The sequence below is a fragment of the Streptomyces boncukensis genome (genome assembly GCF_011045075.1).
In the GTDB taxonomy this organism is placed as follows: domain Bacteria; phylum Actinomycetota; class Actinomycetes; order Streptomycetales; family Streptomycetaceae; genus Streptomyces; species Streptomyces boncukensis.
Map to the genome: position 1 here is coordinate 1 of NZ_JAAKZZ010000114.1, position 17,126 is coordinate 17,126.

A 17,126-nucleotide genomic window follows, 5' to 3' on the forward strand; every position below is an offset into this window, starting at 1 on the left:
GGGCGGGCTGCACGCGGCCGGGCTGTTCTCGGCGGAGGGGGAGCTGCTGGATGTGCGGGAGGACGTGGGCCGGCACAACGCGGTGGACAAGGTGATAGGCCGTGCGCTCCAGCGTGCGGCGCTGCCGCTGCGGGATGCGGTGCTGATGGTCTCCGGGCGGGCCTCGTTCGAACTGGTGCAGAAGGCGGTGATGGCCGGGATCCCGGTGCTGGCCGCCGTCTCCGCGCCCTCCTCCCTCGCGGTCGACCTGGCGGAGGAGACTGGCCTGACCCTGGTCGGCTTCCTGCGGGGCACGTCGATGAACGTGTACGCGGGCGCGGACCGGCTGGCCCTGGACCGCTCAGTGTGATTCCGGCGCACTCAGCTGCGGGCTGCGGCGGGCCGCGAGCGGCGGCTCGCTCTCCGCGGCAGCCGTACGCACCGCGGAGCCCCAGCGGCGGGCGAGCACCGCGCCCACCATCAGCTGCATCTGGTGGAAGAGCATCAGCGGCAGCACGGCCAGGCTCGCCTGCGCGCCGAACAGCACGGCGGCCATCGGCAGCCCGGCCGCCAGGGACTTCTTCGACCCCGCGAACGTGATCGTGATCCGGTCCTCCCGTACGAAGCCCAGCCGGCGCGTGCCGTACCAGGTCAGCGTGAGCATCACGGCCAGCAGCACGGCCTCCACGCCCACCAGGGCGCCGAGCCGCCCGGGGCTGACGGCGCTCCACACGCCCTCCGTCATGCCCTCGCTGAACGCGGTGTAGACGACGAGCAGCACCGAGCCCCGGTCCACGAAGCTGAGGATCCGCTTGTGCCGCGCCAGGAACCCGCCCAGCCAGCGGCGCAGCAGTTGCCCCGCGACGAAGGGCGCAAGGAGCTGGCCGCCGATCCCGGCCAGCCCGCCGGCCGACAGCGCCGCCTCGCCGCCGATGAGCCAGGCCGCGAGCAGCGGGGTGGCCACCATGCCCAGGAGGCTGGAGTAGGTGCCCGCGCAGATGGCGGCGGGCACGTTGCCCCGCGCGATCGAGGTGAAGGCGATGGACGACTGGACGGTGGAGGGCACGAGGCACAGGAAGAGCAGCCCGTCCTGGAGCTGCGGTGTGAGGACGTACGGGACGAGTCCGCGCGAGGCCAGGCCCAGCAGCGGGAAGACGGCGAAGGTGCAGCCCACCACCGCCAGGTGCAGCCGCCAGTGGCGCAGCCCGTCCAGCGCCTCGCCGGTGGACAGGCGGGCGCCGTAGAGGAAGAAGATCAGCCCGACGGCCGCCCTGGTGGCCCAGCGGAAGCCGTCGGCCGTACCGCCCGAGGCGGGCAGCAGGACGGCGAGCAGCACGGTGCCGAGCAGCAGCAGGATGTACGGGTCGACGAAGCGGGCCAGACGGCGCATGGGGACGCTCTGTTTCCTCTCGCGGAGCGGAATCACCATTCCGTCCATTGTCCTGGGCCCCGCGCGGTGTGCGCCGACCGCCCCCCTCAAGGAGGTTCGGTGCAGATCTCTGGCGTGCCCCGCAACAAACGGACTGACCTGGGTGGATCTCCTGCCGCGCGGGCCCGGTATTCGGTACGGTCGCACGCGCCGTGCTCCGCGCCGGAAGCGGGGCACACGGCACCGCGTGCACGTCGAGGAGTAGGTCCCTTGCGCGAGTTCACCGTCCCGGCCGTGGCGACAGAGCCCCAGGTGGGCGGGCTGGCCGACACCGTGTTCGGGAATGCCGACCAGGACCCGGCGCGTACCGCGCTCGCCCGCAAGGACGCGGCGGGCGTCTGGCGGGATGTGACGGCGGGCGAGTTCCGGGACGAGGTGCTGGCGCTGGCGAAGGGACTGCTGGCGCAGGGCGTGCGGTTCGGCGACCGCGTCGCGATCATGTCCCGTACCCGCTACGAGTGGACGCTCCTGGACTTCGCGCTGTGGTCGATCGGCGCGCAGCCCGTCCCGGTCTACCCCACCTCGTCCGCCGAGCAGGTCGCCTGGATGCTGTACGACGCCGGGGTGACGGCGGCCGTGGTCGAGCACGAGGACCACGCGATGACCGTCGGCTCCGTCATCGGCCAGCTGCCCCGGCTCACCCGGCTGTGGCAGCTGGACGCGGACGCGCTCGGCGAACTGCGGGAGGCCGGGGCGCACATCGAGGACCAGGTGGTGCAGCGGCACCGGTACGCGCTCACCCCGGACACCGTCGCCACCGTCATCTACACCTCCGGCACCACCGGCCGCCCCAAGGGCTGCGTGATCACCCACGCCAACTTCATGGCCGAGACCGACAACATCGTGGGCAAGTACGACACCGTCTTCGGCGCGCGCCCCGGCGAGCAGGCCGCGCTGCTGCTGTTCCTCCCGCTCGCCCATGTCTTCGGGCGGATGGTGCAGATCGCCGCCGTACGCGGCAGGGTCACGCTGGGGCACCAGCCCGATATGTCGGCGAGCGCGCTGCTGCCCGATATGGCGGCCTTCCGGCCGACGTTCATCCAGGCCGTGCCGCACCTCTTCGAGAAGATCTTCCAGGCGGCCCGCGGCAGGGCCGAACGGGAGGGCCGGCTGGAGCCGTTCGAGAAGGCCGTGGACGTGGCGGTGCGCTACGCGGAGGCGATGGAGCACAAGTCCTTCGCCACCGGGCCGGGCCCCGGCGCGGCGCTGCGGGTGCAGCACCAGCTCTACGACAAGCTCGTCTACAGCAAGGTCCGGGAGGCGCTGGGCGGACGCTGCCGGCACGCCATGTCCGGCGGCTCGGCGATGGAGCGCCGCCTCGGGCTGTTCTTCGACGGCGCCGGGGTGCGGATCTTCGAGGGCTACGGGCTGACCGAGTCCACGGCGGCGGCCGTCGCCAATCCGCCGGAGCGGGTCCGCTTCGGCACCGTGGGCGTCCCGGTGCCCGGCACGACGGTGCGGATCGCCGACGACGGCGAGATCTGGCTGCGCGGCGGGCAGATCTTCTCCGGCTACCTCAACAACGCGCGCGCCACGGGGGAGGTCCTGCGCGACGGCTGGCTCGCCACCGGCGATCTGGGCGCGCTGGACGCCGACGGCTGTCTGACCATCACCGGGCGCAAGAAGGAGATCCTGGTGACCTCCGGCGGCAAGAGCGTGTCACCCGCGCTGCTGGAGGAGCGGGTGCGCCGGCACCCGCTGGTCGGCCAGTGCCTGGCGCTGGGCAACGACCGGCCGTACGTCTCGGCGCTGATCACCCTGGACCCCGACGCCGTACAGCACTGGCTGGCCATGCGGGACAAGCCCCCGCTGGAGCCGGCGGAGCTGCTGCGCGACCCGGACCTGGAGGGCGAGATCCGCCGCGCGGTGGTGGCGGCCAACACCCAGGTGTCGCAGGCCGAGTCGATCCGTACGTTCCGGATCCTGGCGGCGCCGTTCAGCGAGGAGCACGGGCTGGTGACCCCGTCCCTGAAGCTGCGGCGCAAGGCGATCGAGCGGGCGTACGCGCGCGAGATCGAGGCCCTGTACGCGGAGTCTTCCGGCTAGCGGCTCTCGGGGGCCGGTGCTCTCAAGGACGGCTTTGTCCTCGTACTGGAAAAAGTCGCGCTGAATCGTGCACAACTTCTTCCCCCTCCCGGGGGCCGCTGCTATGTTCCCCGTGAAATCCCGGGCTCGACAAAAAGTACTGCCGATGCAGCGGCTGGAGGGGTAGCGGTGAGGCGCATGACGGCACGGCCCGCGAACACGCACCAGGCGCGCCTGCTCCGCCTGCTGCGCGACGGCGGCCCGCGCTCCCGCGCCGAGCTGGGCGACCGGGTGGATCTGTCGCGGTCCAAGCTGGCGGTCGAGGTCGACCGGCTGCTGGAGACCGGGCTCGTGGTCGCGGACGGGCTGGCCGCCTCGCGCGGCGGGCGCCGTTCGCACAACATCCGGCTCGCGCCCCGGCTCCGCTTTCTCGGCGTCGACATCGGGGCCACCTCGATCGACGTCGCGGTGACCAACCCCGAACTGGAGATCCTGGGCCATCTCAACCAGCCCATGGATGTGCGGGAGGGGCCGGTCGCCGTCTTCGACCAGGTGCTGGCGATGGTCGGCAAGCTCCGCGAGACCGGCGTCGCGGAGGCGTTCGACGGCGCCGGGATCGGGGTGCCGGGCCCGGTGCGGTTCCCCGAGGGGGTGCCGGTGGCGCCGCCGATCATGCCCGGCTGGGATGGCTTCCCGGTGCGGGAGGCGCTCAGCCAGGAGCTCGGCTGCCCGGTGATGGTCGACAACGACGTCAACCTCATGGCCATGGGCGAGATGCAGGCCGGCGTCGCCCGCTCCGTGCAGGACTTCTTCTGCGTCAAGATCGGCACCGGTATCGGCTGCGGCATCGTCGCGGGCGGCGAGGTGCACCGGGGCACCACGGGCAGCGCGGGCGACGTCGGCCATATCCAGGTCGAGCCGGACGGCCGCCAGTGCGCCTGCGGCAACCGGGGCTGTCTGGAGGCGTACTTCGGCGGCGCCGCGCTCGCCCGCGACGCCGAGGAGGCGGCGGGCGAGGGCCGCTCCGCCGAGCTGGCCCGCCGGCTCGCCGCCGAGGGGCGGCTCACCGCCGCCGACGTCGCCGTCGCGGCCTCGGCGGGCGACGGCACCTCGCTCGACCTCATCAGGGACGGCGGCTCCCGCGTCGGACAGGTCATCGCGGGCCTCGTCAGCTTCTTCAACCCCGGCCTGGTGGTGATCGGCGGCGGGGTGACCGGGCTCGGCCACACCCTGCTCGCCAGCATCCGCACCCAGGTCTACCGCCAGTCGCTGCCCCTGGCGACCGGCAACCTCCCCATCGTGCTGGGCGAGTTGGGCCAGGTCGCCGGGGTGACCGGCGCCGCCCGGCTCACCAGCGACCACCTGTTCTCACCCGCCTGAGCGCACTGCCGCCCGACCGCCCCGCCCGACCGCCCCGCCTGACAGCACAGCGCCACCCGCAGCAACGGCATACGGCCCTGGACGGAGGTCCGCCATGGCTCCATTGCTCACCATGTCCGGAATTACCAAGTCGTTTCCCGGAGTCCGGGCGCTCGACGGCGTCGACCTCGATGTGGAGCCGGGGGAGGTGCACTGCCTGCTCGGGCAGAACGGCGCCGGGAAGTCCACGCTCATCAAGGTGCTCTCCGGCGCCCACCAGCCGGACGGCGGCGAGATCACCTGGCAGGGCGAGCCCGTCCGGCTGCCGACCCCCGTCTCCGCGATGCGGCTCGGGATCGCCACCATCTACCAGGAGCTCGACCTGGTCGAGCACGTGTCCGTCACCGAGAACGTCTTCCTCGGCCACGAGGTGGCCTCGCGCGGGGTGATACGCCCGCGCGAGGCCCGCGCCCGGACCGCCGAGCTGCTCGCCCGGCTCGGGCACCCCGAGATCGACCCCGGCACGCTGATCAGCCGGCTGTCCGCGGCGGGCGCGCAGATCGTCTCGATGGCCCGCGCTCTCTCGCATGACGTGCGCATGATCATTATGGACGAGCCGTCCGCCGCACTCGACCCGGACGAGGTCGACAACCTCTTCCGTATCGTCCGGGACCTGACGGCCGACGGTGTCGCCGTGGTCTACATCTCGCACCGCCTGGAGGAGATCCGCCGCATCGGCGACCGCGTCTCCGTCCTGAAGGACGGCCGCGTCGCCGCCCGTGATCTGCCCGCGCGGACGACCCCCACCGACGAGGTCGTGGCCCTGATGACCGGCCGCGACACGCAGCACGCCTTCCCCGAGCGGTCCGCGCGGGACGCCGCGGGCCCCTCCGTACTGCGCGTCGAGGGGCTCGCCCGCGCGGGCGAGTTCGCGCCGCTGGACCTTGAGGTGCGGCCCGGCGAGATCGTCGGGCTCGCCGGGCTCGTCGGCTCCGGCCGCTCCGAGATCCTGGAGACCATCTACGGGGCGCGCCGGCCCAGCGCGGGGCGCGTCCTGGTGGACGACAGACCGGTGCGGCCCGGCGACATCCCCGCGGCCGTCCGCGCGGGGATCGGGCTCGCGCCCGAGGAGCGCAAGTCGCAGGCCCTGCTGATGCTGGAGTCCGTGACCCGGAACGTCTCCGTCTCCTCGCTGCCCCGGTTCTCCCGCGGCGGCTGGCTGGACCGGGTGCGGGAGCGGGACCGGGCGCGGGCGCGCACCCGGGAGCTGGCGCTGGCCCCGGACGAACCGGAGCGGCAGGTGAGCACCTTCTCCGGCGGCAACCAGCAGAAGGTGGTGCTGGCGCGCTGGCTGCTGCGGGAGTGCCGGGTGCTGCTGCTGGACGAGCCGACGCGGGGCGTGGACGTCGGGGCGCGGGCCGAGCTGTACGCCGTGATCCGGCGGCTCGCGGACTCCGGGGTGTGCGTGCTGCTCGTCTCCAGCGAGGTGCCGGAGGTGCTCGGTCTCGCCGACCGCGTGCTGGTGCTGAGGGAGGGCGCGGTGGTGCACCGGGCGCCGTCCCGCGAGCTGGACGAGCACCGGGTGCTGGATCTCGTGATGGAGGGGGGACCGGCGTGAGGGAGTCGTTGCGGAGGCCGCCACGCGCCGCCGTCCGGTGCCCCGAGGCGAAGCCGCTGTGGACCACGCGCCGCGCCCCGTCGGGGCGCGTCCCCGAACTTCTCCGAGGTGACCCCAGATGACCCCACCCACCAGTGTGGCCCCGGAAGCCGAGACCCCGTCGGCGGCGAAGCAGGGCCCGGCCGGACGCCGGATACGGATCGACGTACGGCACCTCTCCCTCCTCGGCGTCCTGCTCGCCCTGGTGGTCGTCGGCGCGATCACCAAGCCCGACGAGTTCCTCGCCACCGACAACTTCCGGCTCATCCTCACCCAGGCGTCCGTCATCGGCGTGGTCACCGTCGGCGTCACGTTCGTCATCATCGGCGGCGGCATCGATCTGTCCGTGGGAGCGATCGTCGCGCTCGCCTCGGTGTGGGCGACGACCGTGGCCACCCAGGAGTACGGCCTCGCCGGCATGCTGCTGTGCAGTCTCCTCGTCGGCCTCGGCTGCGGGCTGGTGAACGGGCTGCTGATCGCGTACGGGCCGATGGTGCCGTTCATCGCCACCCTCGCCATGCTCGCCTCGGCGCGCGGCCTGGCGCTGCAGATCAGCGACGGCAAGACCCAGGTCGTCACCGTGCAGTCGGTGCTGGACCTGGGGGTCCCCGACTCGTATGTGCTCGGCGTCCCGCCGATCGTGCTGGTGTTCCTCGGCGTCGGCGTCCTGGGCTGGCTGGTGCTCAACCGGACGACGTTCGGCCGCCGCACCGTCGCCGTCGGCGGCAACCCGGAGGCGTCCCGGCTGGCCGGGATCGCCGTGAAGCGGCAGCGGCTGCTGCTGTATCTGCTCTCCGGGCTGTGCTGCGGCATCGCCGCGTTCCTGCTGATCATCCTCACCGGCTCCGGCCAGAACACCAACGGCAACCTCTACGAACTCGACGCCATCGCCGCCGCGATCATCGGCGGCACGCTGCTCAGCGGCGGCCGGGGCACCATCCTCGGCTCCGTCCTCGGGGTCCTGGTGTTCACGACGATCACCAACCTGTTCGCCCTCAACAACCTCCAGACCGACGTCCAGCAGATCGCCAAGGGCGCGATCATCGTCGCCGCAGTCCTGGTCCAGAAGGGTCGATTCACGCCATGACAGACATTCGCCGGCCATCGGCAACCAGCCGCAGATCCATGCTCTTCGGCACCGCCGCCGCCTCCGCCGCGCTCCTCGCCGCCGGATGCACCAGCAACGACAGCGACGACGGCGGCGAGAACACCTCCGCCGACCAGGCGGGCGTGGCCGACGACAAGCCCGGCAAGAAGGTCACCGTCGGCTTCGCCGGGCCGCAGGCCGACCACGGCTGGCTGAACGCCATCACCCAGCAGGCCAAGGCCCGCGCCAAGAAGTACGAGGACGTCACCCTGGAGGCCACCGAGGGCTCCAACGACAACGCCACCCAGATCGGCCAGATCGAGACGCTGATCAACAAGAAGGTGGATGTGCTCGTGGTGCTGCCCGCCGACGGGAAGGCGCTCACCCAGGTCGGCCTGAAGGCCATGCGCGCCGGGATCCCGGTGGTCAACCTCGACCGGATCTTCGACTCGGCGCAGGCGTACCGCTGCTGGATCGGCGGCGACAACTACGGCATGGGCCTCAACGCCGGCCGGTTCATCGGCGAGCAGCTCAAGGACAAGAAGGGCGCCAAGGTCGTCGAACTGGCCGGGCAGGACAACCTCGAACTCACCCGGCAGCGCACCCAGGGCTTCGACGACGCCCTCAAGAACTACCCCAACATCAAGAAGGTCGCCCGGCAGGCCGCCGAGTTCACCGTCGAGTCCGGGCAGGAGAAGATGGCGCAGCTGCTGCGCGCCCAGTCCGGCTTCGACGCGCTGTGGAACCACGACGACGACCAGGGCGTGGGCGCCGAGCGCGCCATCAAGCAGGCCGGCCGGGACGAGTTCCTGATGGTCGGCGGCGCGGGGTCCAAGCGCGTCATGGAGACCATCAAGGGCGACAAGGGCGTGCTCAAGGCGACCGTGCTCTACCCGCCCACCATGGCCGCCTCCGCCATCGACCTGGCCCGCGCCCTGGGCCAGGGCAAGGGGGTGGGCGGCATGGCGGAGTTCGAGATCCCCGCGTCGATCACCCTCTACTCGGCCGTCGTCACCAAGGAGAACGTCGACGAGTACCTCCCGATCGGCTTCACCTGACGCGCCCGCGCGCCGGCCGCCCCACCGGCCGGCCGTACCGCTGCTCCGGCCGCCCCACCGCGCCGGATTCACCGGATTCCACCGGATACCCCTGACACCCCCGACAGGGAGGAGCTCCATGTCGAACGACACCACCACGCCCGCGCCCGCCACCGCGCCGCCCCTGGGTGTGGGCATGGTCGGATACGCGTTCATGGGCCAGGCACACTCCCAGGGCTGGCGCACCGTCAGCCGGGTCTTCGACCTGCCGCTCAGCCCCGCCATGGCCGCCGTCTGCGGCCGCGACCCGGACGCCGTGCGCGCCGCGGCCGGCAAGCTGGGCTGGGCGGCGGCCGAGACCGACTGGCGGGAGCTGATCGCCCGCGACGACGTCCAGCTCGTCGACATCTGCACCCCGGGAGACAGCCACGCCGAGATCGCCGTCGCCGCGCTGGAGGCCGGCAAGCATGTGCTGTGCGAGAAGCCGCTGGCCAACTCGGTCGCCGAGGCCGAGGCCATGGCCGAGGCGGCGCGCGCGGCGCGGGAGCGCGGGCAGCTGGCCATGGTCGGCTTCAACTACCGCCGTACGCCCGCACTGGCGCTGGCCCGCCGGATGGTGGCCCAGGGCCGCATCGGCACCCTGCGGCATGTGCGGATCAGCTATCTCCAGGACTGGCTGGTGGACCCGGACTTCCCGCTCGCCTGGCGGCTGCGCCGGGAGCTGGCGGGCTCCGGCGCGCTGGGGGACCTGGGCGCGCACGCCGTCGACCTCGCCCAGCACCTCGCCGACGCGCCGCTGACCGGCGTCTCCGCGCAGACCGAGACGTTCGTCCGCGAGCGCCCGCTGCCCGGCGGGTCCGGCGCGTCCGGCGGCTCCGGCGGGTCCGGAGCCGATATCCGGACCGGCGCCGTCACCGTGGACGACGCGGCGCTGTTCACCGGCCGGCTCGCCTCCGGGGCGCTGGCGTCATTCGAGGTCAGCAGGGTCGCCGCCGGACGGAAGAACGCGCTGCGGGTCGAGCTGAACGGCACCCTGGGCTCGCTGGCCTTCGATCTGGAGCGGCTGAACGAACTGGAGTACCACGACCAAACGGCCGACGCGGCCGAGTCCGGGTTCCGCCGGATCCTCGTCACGGAGCACGATCATCCGTATCTTGAGGCGTGGTGGCCGCCGGGCCACGGACTCGGATACGAACACACCTTCGTCCATCAGGCCCGCGATCTGCTCCGGGCCATCGCCGCCGGGACCGACCCTGAGCCCTCGTTCGCCGACGGGCTCCAGGTGCAGCGGGTGCTGGCGGCGGTGGAGGACAGCGCGGCGAAGAACAGCGTCTACACGCCCGTCCCCCTGCCCTAGGAGGCCACCGTGGCACGCAAGTTCACCCTCTTCACCGGCCAGTGGGCCGACCTGCCGCTGGAGGAGGTCTGCCGGCTGGCCCGCGACTTCGGCTACGACGGACTGGAACTCGCCTGCTGGGGAGACCACTTCGAGGTGGACCGGGCGCTGGCCGAGCCGGACTACGTGGCCGGGAGGCGCCGGCTGCTGGAGAAGTACGGCCTGGAGTGCTGGGCCGTCTCCAACCACCTCACCGGGCAGGCCGTCTGCGACAGTCCCATCGACGAGCGCCACCAGGCCATCGTCGCCCCCCGCATCTGGGGCGACGGCGACCCGGAGGGCGTACGGCAACGGGCGGCGGCGGAGCTGAAGGACACCGCGCGCGCCGCGGCGGCGCTCGGCGTGCGCACCGTCATCGGCTTCACCGGGTCGTCCATCTGGCATCTGGTGGCGATGTTCCCGCCGGTGCCGCCCGCGATGATCGAGCGCGGCTACGCGGACTTCGCCGAGCGCTGGAACCCGATCCTGGACGTGTTCGACGCGGAGGGCGTGCGCTTCGCACACGAGGTGCACCCCAGCGAGATCGCCTACGACTACTGGACGACGCAGCGCGCGCTGGACGCGGTGGGGCGGCGCCCCGCGTTCGGCCTGAACTTCGACCCGAGCCATTTCGTGTGGCAGGACCTGGATCCCGCCGGGTTCCTCTACGACTACCGGGACCGCATCTACCACGTCGACTGCAAGGAGGCACGCAAGCGGCTGGACGGCCGGAACGGCCGGCTGGGCTCCCACCTGCCCTGGGGCGATCCGCGCCGCGGCTGGGACTTCGTCTCGGCCGGCCACGGCGATGTGCAGTGGGAGGACGTCTTCCGCATGCTCCGGGCCATCGGCTACGCGGGCCCGGTGTCGGTGGAGTGGGAGGACGCGGGCATGGACCGGCTCTCCGGCGCGCCGGAGGCGCTCCAGCGGCTGAAGGCATACGACTACGACCCCCCGGAGACCTCGTTCGACGCGGCCTTCGGAAACTGATCCGCTCGACCCCACCGAGAAAGTGACGTGTACCGGATCACGGGCCGCCCCCCCTCCACGGGCCCCCGGTACGGGCGCGACGGCGCGCGCCGGCCCTTCCCTTCCCAGGAGGAGACGCGTGCACAGCAGATCATCACCCCGCAGCAGGCTCCGCACCCGATGCGCCGCCCTCGCCACGGCCCTGTTCGCCGGGGGCACCCTGGCCCTCGGCGCACCGGCCACGCAGGCCGCGCCCTCCCCGCACAGCACCCCGTCCGGGGAGGACACCGCTTTCCAGCAGGTCACCCTCGCCAAGGGGGTGGAGGAGACCGGCGAGCCCATGACGCTCGCCGTGCTGCCCGACCGCTCCGTCCTGCACACTTCCCGCGACGGCACCGTCCGGCTCACGGACCCGGCCGGCAGCACCAGGGTCGCCGGCGAGATCCCGGTCTACGACCACGACGAGGAGGGCCTGCAGGGCGTCGGCGTCGATCCGCGCTTCACCAAGAACCGCTTCGTCTACCTCTACTACGCGCCCGAGCTGGACACCCCGGACGGCGACGCGCCCGACAGCGGCACCCCGGAGGACTTCGAGGAGTTCGACGGCGTCAACCGGCTCTCCCGCTTCGTGCTGAAGAAGGACGGCACCCTCGACAAGGCGAGCGAGCAGAAGATCCTCGACGTTCCGGCCAGCCGCGGCACCTGCTGCCACGTCGGCGGCGACATCGCGTTCGACGCCAAGGGCAATCTGCTGCTGTCGACCGGGGACGACACCAACCCCTTCCAGTCCGAGGGCTACACCCCCATCGACGAGCGCGCCGAGCGCAACCCCGCCTTCGACGCGCAGCGCTCCGCCGCCAACACCAACGACCTGCGCGGCAAGATCCTGCGGATCAAGGTCAGGAAGGACGGCTCGTACCGGATCCCGCACGGCAACCTCTTCAAGCCCGGCACCGCGAAGACCCGGCCCGAGATCTACGCCATGGGCTTCCGCAACCCCTTCCGGATGACCGTCGACAAGCCGACCGGCACCATCTACGTCGGCGACTACGGGCCGGACGCCGGGGCCGCCGACCCCGCCAGGGGCCCCTCCGGGCAGGTCGAGTTCGACCGCGTCACCCGTCCGGGCAACTACGGCTGGCCGTACTGCACCGGCAAGAACGACGCCTACACGGACTACGACTTCGCCACGGGCGAGTCCGGCGAGAAGTTCGACTGCTCCGCGCCGCGCAACGAGTCCCCGCACAACACCGGGCTGACCCGGCTGCCCCCGGCCCAGCCCGCCTGGATCCCGTACGACGGCCCCTCCGTGCCGGAGTTCGGCGACGGCTCCGAGTCGCCCATGGGCGGCCCGGTCTACCGCTACGACGACAAGCTGGACTCGGTCGTGAAGTTTCCCGAGGAGTACGACGGGGACTTCTTCGCAGGGGAGTTCGGCCGCAAGTGGATCAAGCGTATCGAGCAGACGGGCGACGGCGGGGTCGGCGCGATCAACGACTTCCCCTGGGAGGGCACGCAGGTCATGGACATGGAGTTCGGGCCCGACGGCGCGCTCTACGTCCTCGACTACGGCACCGGCTACTTCGCCGGGGACGAGAACTCCGCCCTCTACCGGATCGAGAACGCCACCGAGGGACACACCCCGCTCGCCGCCGCCGAGGCCGATGTGACCAGCGGCCAGTCCCCGCTCCAGGTCTCCTTCTCCTCGGCCGGCACCAGCGACGCCGACGGCGACGACCTCACCCTGCGCTGGGACTTCGGCGACGGCACCACCTCGGACGAGGCCGACCCCACCCACACCTACCAGGAGAACGGCACCTACACCGGCACGCTCACCGCCGAGGACCCCTCGGGCCGCACCGGCAGCGCCAGCGTGCGCATCACCGTCGGCAACACCGCGCCGACCGTCGAGCTGGAGCTGCCCGCCGACGGGCAGCCCTTCGGGTTCGGCGACGAGGTGCCCTTCAAGGTGAAGGTCACCGACCCGGAGGACTCCGAGATCGACTGCTCCCGGGTCGAGGTGAACTACATCCTCGGCCACGACACCCACGGCCACCCGCTGACCTCGGCGAAGGGCTGCGAGGGCACCATCAAGACCCAGTCGGACGGCGACCACGACCCCAACGCCGACATCTTCGGCATCTTCGACGCCCAGTACACCGACGGCGGCGGGGGCGGCCAGCCCCCGCTCACCAGCCACGACCAGAGCAAGCTGCAGCCCCGGCACCGGCAGGCCGAGCACTTCAGCACCGCGGCCGAAGGCGTCGCGGCGGGCGGCGCGGACGGCGCCGAGGGCGGCAAGGCCGTCACCGGCCTCGGCGACGGCCAGTGGATCTCGTTCACGCCCTACGAGCTGAGCGACGTCACCCGGCTCACGGCGCGGGTCAAGGCGGCGGCCGAGGCGACCGACGCGGCCGTGGAGGTCCGCGCGGGCGCGCCGGACGGCCGGCTGCTGGGCACCGCGCAGGCCGCCGCGGGCGCCGACTGGGCCGAGGCCGGCACGGCGCTCACCGACCCGCCCTCCGGGACGAGCGAGCTCTATCTGGTCGTCACCGGCGGCGACGGCGCGCTCCTCGACCTCGACAGCTTCACGGTGACCACAGGAGGAGAGGGGAAGGAGGGATGAGAATGAGACACGGACGCATGGCCGCCGTCGCCGTGGCGGCGCTGCTGGCGGGAGCCGTGGCGCTTCCCGGCCAGGCCGCCGACCGCCCGCCCGGCGGCTCCGGCGGTCAGGAGGACCCCCAGGTCCTGGTGTTCTCCAAGACCGCGGGCTTCCGGCACGACTCCATCCCCGACGGCGTCGCCGCGGTCCACGACCTCGGCGCCGAGCACGGCTTCGGGGTGGACGCCACGGAGGACGCCGCCGCGTTCACCCCGGAGCGGCTGGCCGCGTACGACGCGGTGGTCTTCCTCTCCACCACCGGCGACGTCCTCGACGAGCGGCAGCAGGCCGCGTTCGAGGGCTACATCCAGGGCGGCGGCGGATACGTCGGCGTACACGCCGCCGCCGACACCGAGTACGACTGGCCCTGGTACGGCGGGCTCGCGGGCGCGTACTTCGACTCCCACCCGCACATCCAGCCCGCCACCGTCCGGGTCGCCGACCGCGCCCATCCGGCCACCTCGCACCTGGGGACGGAGTGGGAGCGAACCGACGAGTGGTATAACTACCGCTCCAGCCCACGCCCGCACGCCCGCGTCCTCGCCACCCTCGACGAGGACTCCTACGAGGGCGGCACCATGGGCGGGGACCACCCCATCGCCTGGTGCCAGGAGTACGACGGCGGACGCGCGTTCTACACCGGGGGCGGCCACACCAAGGAGTCGTTCGCCGACGGCGCCTTCCGCCGCCACCTGCTGGGCGGCATCCGCTACGCGACCGGAGCGGCCCGCGCCGACTGCCGGCCCGAGCGCGGCTACACCCCGGTCTACGACGCCACGACCGGCCTCGACGGCTGGAAGCAGGCGGGGCCCGGCTCCTTCGAGGAGACCGGCGAGGGCACCCTGACCACGCGCGGCGGCATGGGCCTGCTCTGGTACGAGCGGCAGAAGCTGGGCGCGTACACGCTGAAGCTCGACTGGCGGATGGCGAGCGAGGACGGCGACGACAACTCCGGCGTCTTCGTCGGCTTCCCCGCCGGCGACGACCCCTGGTCGGCCGTCGACAACGGCTACGAGGTCCAGATCGACGCGACCGACGCGCCCGACCGCACCACCGGGGCCGTCTACGGCTTCCAGTCCGCCGACCTGGCCCAGCGCGACAAGGCGCTCAACCCGCCGGGGGAGTGGAACACCTTCGAACTCCGTGTCGAGGGCGAGCGTCTGCGCATCTTCCTCAACGGGAGGCTCATCAACGACTTCACCAACACCGATCCGCAGCGCAGCCTGAGAGACGGATACATCGGCCTCCAGAACCACGGCGAGGACGACGAGGTCGAGTTCCGCAACGTACGCCTGAAGGAACTGCCAGGAAGCCGAGGGGAAGACCGAGAGGAGGGGCACCGGTAGCGAGGCCGCTCCTCGGACGCCCAGGAACCGCCCGCGTCCGGTCCGAGGGGGCCCGGTCGGCGGGCGAGCGCGGAGGGGCGGGGTACGCCGGCTCCGCCCCTCCGCGCACCGCGCCGGGGCGCCCCGAACACACAGGGAGGAAGCGTGAACGGCACCACCCACACCGGACTCTGGCTGATCGGAGCCAGGGGCTCCGTAGCGACCACCACCATCGCGGGCGCGGCGGCCCTGGCCGCCGGCCTGCACAACCCCACCGGCATGGTCACCGAAACCGCCCCCTTCGCGAACGCCGCACTCCCACCCCTGGACACCTTCGTCATCGGCGGCCACGACACCGTCCCCTGCCCGCTGCCCAAGCGCGCCGAGACGCTCGCCGAGGCCGGCGTGCTGCCGCACGGCCTCCCCACCGCCGTCCGCGCCGAGCTGGCCGCCGCCGACGCGGAGATCCGTCCGGGCGGGCCCAGCGGCCCCCACGACCCCCGGCCGGAGGACGAGGCCGTCGAAGCGCTCGCCCGGGACCTGACCGACTTCACCCGCCGCCGCGGACTCGCCCGCACCGTCGTCGTCAACGTCGCCAGCACCGAACCGGCCCCCGCCCGGCCGCTCACCGCCGAGGACCCGCTCCCGGCCAGCTCCCGCTACGCGGCCGCCGCGCTCCGCGCCGGCTGTCCGTACGTCAACTTCACCCCCTCCACCGGGCTGCGCCACCCGCGCCTCGCCGAGGCGGCCCGCACCGCGGCCGTCCCGCACGCCGGGCAGGACGGCAAGACCGGGCAGACCCTCCTGCGCTCCGTCCTCGCCCCGATGTTCGCGCAGCGCGCGCTGGCCGTACGGGCGTGGTCCGGCACCAACCTGCTGGGCGGCGGGGACGGCGCGGCCCTCGCCGACCCGGCCGCGGCGGCGGCCAAGAACGCGGGCAAGGCCCGGGTCCTCGCCGACACCCTCGGCGAAGCCCCCGACGGCGAGGTGCACATCGACGACGTGCCGGCGCTGGGCGACTGGAAGACCGCCTGGGACCACATCGCGTTCGACGGCTTCCTCGGCTCCCGCATGGTCCTCCAGACGATCTGGCAGGGCTGCGACTCGGCGCTCGCCGCGCCGCTCGTCCTGGACCTCGCCCGGCTGCTGGCCCGCGCCCACGAGGCGGGCCTGACCGGGCCTGTGGACGGCCTCGGCTTCTACTTCAAGGACCCGGACAGCGGCCCCGGCGCGCTGTCCGACCAGTGGCGCGCGCTGCGCGGGCTGGCGGACCGGCTCGCCCCGGAGGTCCGCGCGTGAGCCGGGGTGCGGCGTACGCGGCGGCCTGGGCCGAACTGCTGCGCGTCCCGGCGGTGTGCACGGTGCCCGGGGACGCGCTGGCCGGCGCCGCCGCAGCGGGCCGCGCCCCGCACCGGGGGACGGTGCTGGCGGCGGCGTCCTCGCTGTGCCTGTACGAGGCGGGCATGGCCCTCAACGACTGGGCCGACCGGGACACGGACGCCGTGGAGCGCCCGGAGCGCCCGCTGCCGTCCGGCCGCATCGCCCCGCCGGCCGCCCTCGCGGCGGCCACGGGACTCACCGCCGCCGGCCTCGCCCTGGCGGCGCGGGCCGGCCGCCCGGCGCTGACCTGCGCCACCGCGCTGGCGGCCACGGTCTGGGCGTACGACCTGCGGCTGAAGCACACCCCGGCGGGCCCCGCGGCGATGGCGACGGCCCGCGCCCTCGACCTCCTGCTGGGCGCCACGGCGGCCCCCCGGAGCGCGGAGCGCCCCGCCTCCGGCGAGCGCCCCGCCCCTTGCGGCGCACAAGGGTTCGCGGCGAGCAGCTGGTGCCCGGAGGGGCGCGGGGCCCTGCCCATGAGCGGCTTCGCCGCGGGGCGCGATCAGCTGCAGAGCAGCCGCAGACTGCGACGCGCCGAAAGGGGCAGCCCCGACCCAGCAAGACCCGCAGGACCAAGATCCGCAGGACCAAGACCCGCAGGACCAGGATCCGCAGGTCATGGCCCGGCGCACCGCCCCGGGGGCGCGCTCGGGGCCGCCCTCACCCTGGCCGCGCACACCTACGCGGTGACCCTCGTCTCGCGCGACGAGGCCCAGGGCGGCACTCCCCGCGCCCCGCTCGCCGCTCTCGGCACGGTCGCCGCAGTCACCACCCTCACCGCCCGCACCAACCCCCTCGCCGCGGCCGCCTACGCCGCGACCGCGGCGAGGGGGTTGGTG

The 17,126-nt window shown here is 73.2% G+C and carries 13 protein-coding genes; 12 read left to right on the plus strand and 1 reads right to left on the minus strand.

All coding sequences use genetic code 11. The features are described from left to right. The coding region (locus G5C65_RS13785) for a formate dehydrogenase accessory sulfurtransferase FdhD (protein WP_206441758.1) at window positions 1-349 on the plus strand (349 nt) is incomplete at its 5' end. Here the strand turns inward: G5C65_RS13785 and G5C65_RS13790 are convergent. Then, window positions 341-1,369: a bile acid:sodium symporter family protein gene (locus tag G5C65_RS13790; RefSeq protein WP_165299103.1), complete on the minus strand. Its 1,029-nt coding sequence runs from the start codon at window positions 1,367-1,369 to the stop codon at window positions 341-343. The genes G5C65_RS13785 and G5C65_RS13790 overlap by 9 nt on opposite strands. Window positions 1,370-1,618: 249 nt before the next feature. Here G5C65_RS13790 and G5C65_RS13795 point away from each other — a divergent pair, with 249 nt between their 5' ends. The 11 genes from G5C65_RS13795 to G5C65_RS13845 form a co-directional block, all read left to right on the plus strand. After that, window positions 1,619-3,454 carry an AMP-dependent synthetase/ligase gene (locus tag G5C65_RS13795; protein WP_165299093.1) on the plus strand — a complete coding sequence of 612 codons (1,836 nt, stop codon included), beginning with the start codon at window positions 1,619-1,621 and terminating at the stop codon, window positions 3,452-3,454. Between the two features lie 177 nt (window positions 3,455-3,631). After that, the gene (locus tag G5C65_RS13800) at window positions 3,632-4,813 is read left to right on the plus strand and encodes an ROK family transcriptional regulator (protein WP_165299094.1); all 1,182 of its coding nucleotides are present in this window, start codon (window positions 3,632-3,634) and stop codon (window positions 4,811-4,813) included. Between the two features lie 94 nt (window positions 4,814-4,907). Further along, the gene (locus G5C65_RS13805) at window positions 4,908-6,410 is read left to right on the plus strand and encodes a sugar ABC transporter ATP-binding protein (protein WP_165299095.1); all 1,503 of its coding nucleotides are present in this window, start codon (window positions 4,908-4,910) and stop codon (window positions 6,408-6,410) included. A gap of 118 nt (window positions 6,411-6,528) precedes the next feature. After that, on the plus strand, window positions 6,529-7,536 hold the full coding sequence (locus G5C65_RS13810) for an ABC transporter permease (RefSeq protein WP_165299096.1): 1,008 nt from the start codon (window positions 6,529-6,531) through the stop codon (window positions 7,534-7,536). 38 nt (window positions 7,537-7,574) lie between these two features. Beyond that, window positions 7,575-8,594: a substrate-binding domain-containing protein gene (locus G5C65_RS13815; protein WP_206441759.1), complete on the plus strand. Its 1,020-nt coding sequence runs from the start codon at window positions 7,575-7,577 to the stop codon at window positions 8,592-8,594. Between the two features lie 118 nt (window positions 8,595-8,712). Beyond that, complete coding sequence (locus tag G5C65_RS13820; protein ID WP_165299098.1) at window positions 8,713-9,930, plus strand: Gfo/Idh/MocA family protein; 1,218 nt, start codon at window positions 8,713-8,715, stop codon at window positions 9,928-9,930. 9 nt (window positions 9,931-9,939) lie between these two features. Continuing rightward, on the plus strand, window positions 9,940-10,938 hold the full coding sequence (locus G5C65_RS13825; protein ID WP_165299099.1) for a TIM barrel protein: 999 nt from the start codon (window positions 9,940-9,942) through the stop codon (window positions 10,936-10,938). 118 nt (window positions 10,939-11,056) lie between these two features. Next, window positions 11,057-13,543, plus strand: a complete 2,487-nt coding sequence (locus G5C65_RS13830) for a PQQ-dependent sugar dehydrogenase (RefSeq protein ID WP_338146377.1) — start codon at window positions 11,057-11,059, stop codon at window positions 13,541-13,543. Continuing rightward, window positions 13,540-14,928, plus strand: coding sequence for a ThuA domain-containing protein (locus G5C65_RS13835; RefSeq protein WP_420903310.1), 1,389 nt, complete (start codon window positions 13,540-13,542; stop codon window positions 14,926-14,928). Before G5C65_RS13830 ends, G5C65_RS13835 begins: the two co-directional genes overlap by 4 nt. A 144-nt stretch (window positions 14,929-15,072) precedes the next feature. Continuing rightward, a complete protein-coding gene (locus tag G5C65_RS13840; protein ID WP_165299101.1) occupies window positions 15,073-16,206 on the plus strand; it encodes an inositol-3-phosphate synthase in 1,134 nt (377 codons plus the stop codon). Further along, a partial coding sequence (locus tag G5C65_RS13845; RefSeq protein ID WP_338146378.1) for a UbiA family prenyltransferase occupies window positions 16,203-17,126 on the plus strand: 924 nt, incomplete at its 3' end. The genes G5C65_RS13840 and G5C65_RS13845, both read left to right, overlap by 4 nt.

What these genes read in the sequence shown, in the direction of transcription:
- G5C65_RS13790 (WP_165299103.1), bottom strand. Translation starts at nt 1,369, where the DNA reads ATGCGCCGTCTGGCCCGCTTCGTCGACCCGTACATCCTGCTGCTGCTC.
- G5C65_RS13800 (WP_165299094.1), top strand. Translation starts at nt 3,632, where the DNA reads ATGACGGCACGGCCCGCGAACACGCACCAGGCGCGCCTGCTCCGCCTG.
- G5C65_RS13805 (WP_165299095.1), top strand. Translation starts at nt 4,908, where the DNA reads ATGGCTCCATTGCTCACCATGTCCGGAATTACCAAGTCGTTTCCCGGA.
- G5C65_RS13810 (WP_165299096.1), top strand. Translation starts at nt 6,529, where the DNA reads ATGACCCCACCCACCAGTGTGGCCCCGGAAGCCGAGACCCCGTCGGCG.
- G5C65_RS13815 (WP_206441759.1), top strand. Translation starts at nt 7,575, where the DNA reads ATGCTCTTCGGCACCGCCGCCGCCTCCGCCGCGCTCCTCGCCGCCGGA.
- G5C65_RS13820 (WP_165299098.1), top strand. Translation starts at nt 8,713, where the DNA reads ATGTCGAACGACACCACCACGCCCGCGCCCGCCACCGCGCCGCCCCTG.
- G5C65_RS13835 (WP_420903310.1), top strand. Translation starts at nt 13,540, where the DNA reads ATGAGAATGAGACACGGACGCATGGCCGCCGTCGCCGTGGCGGCGCTG.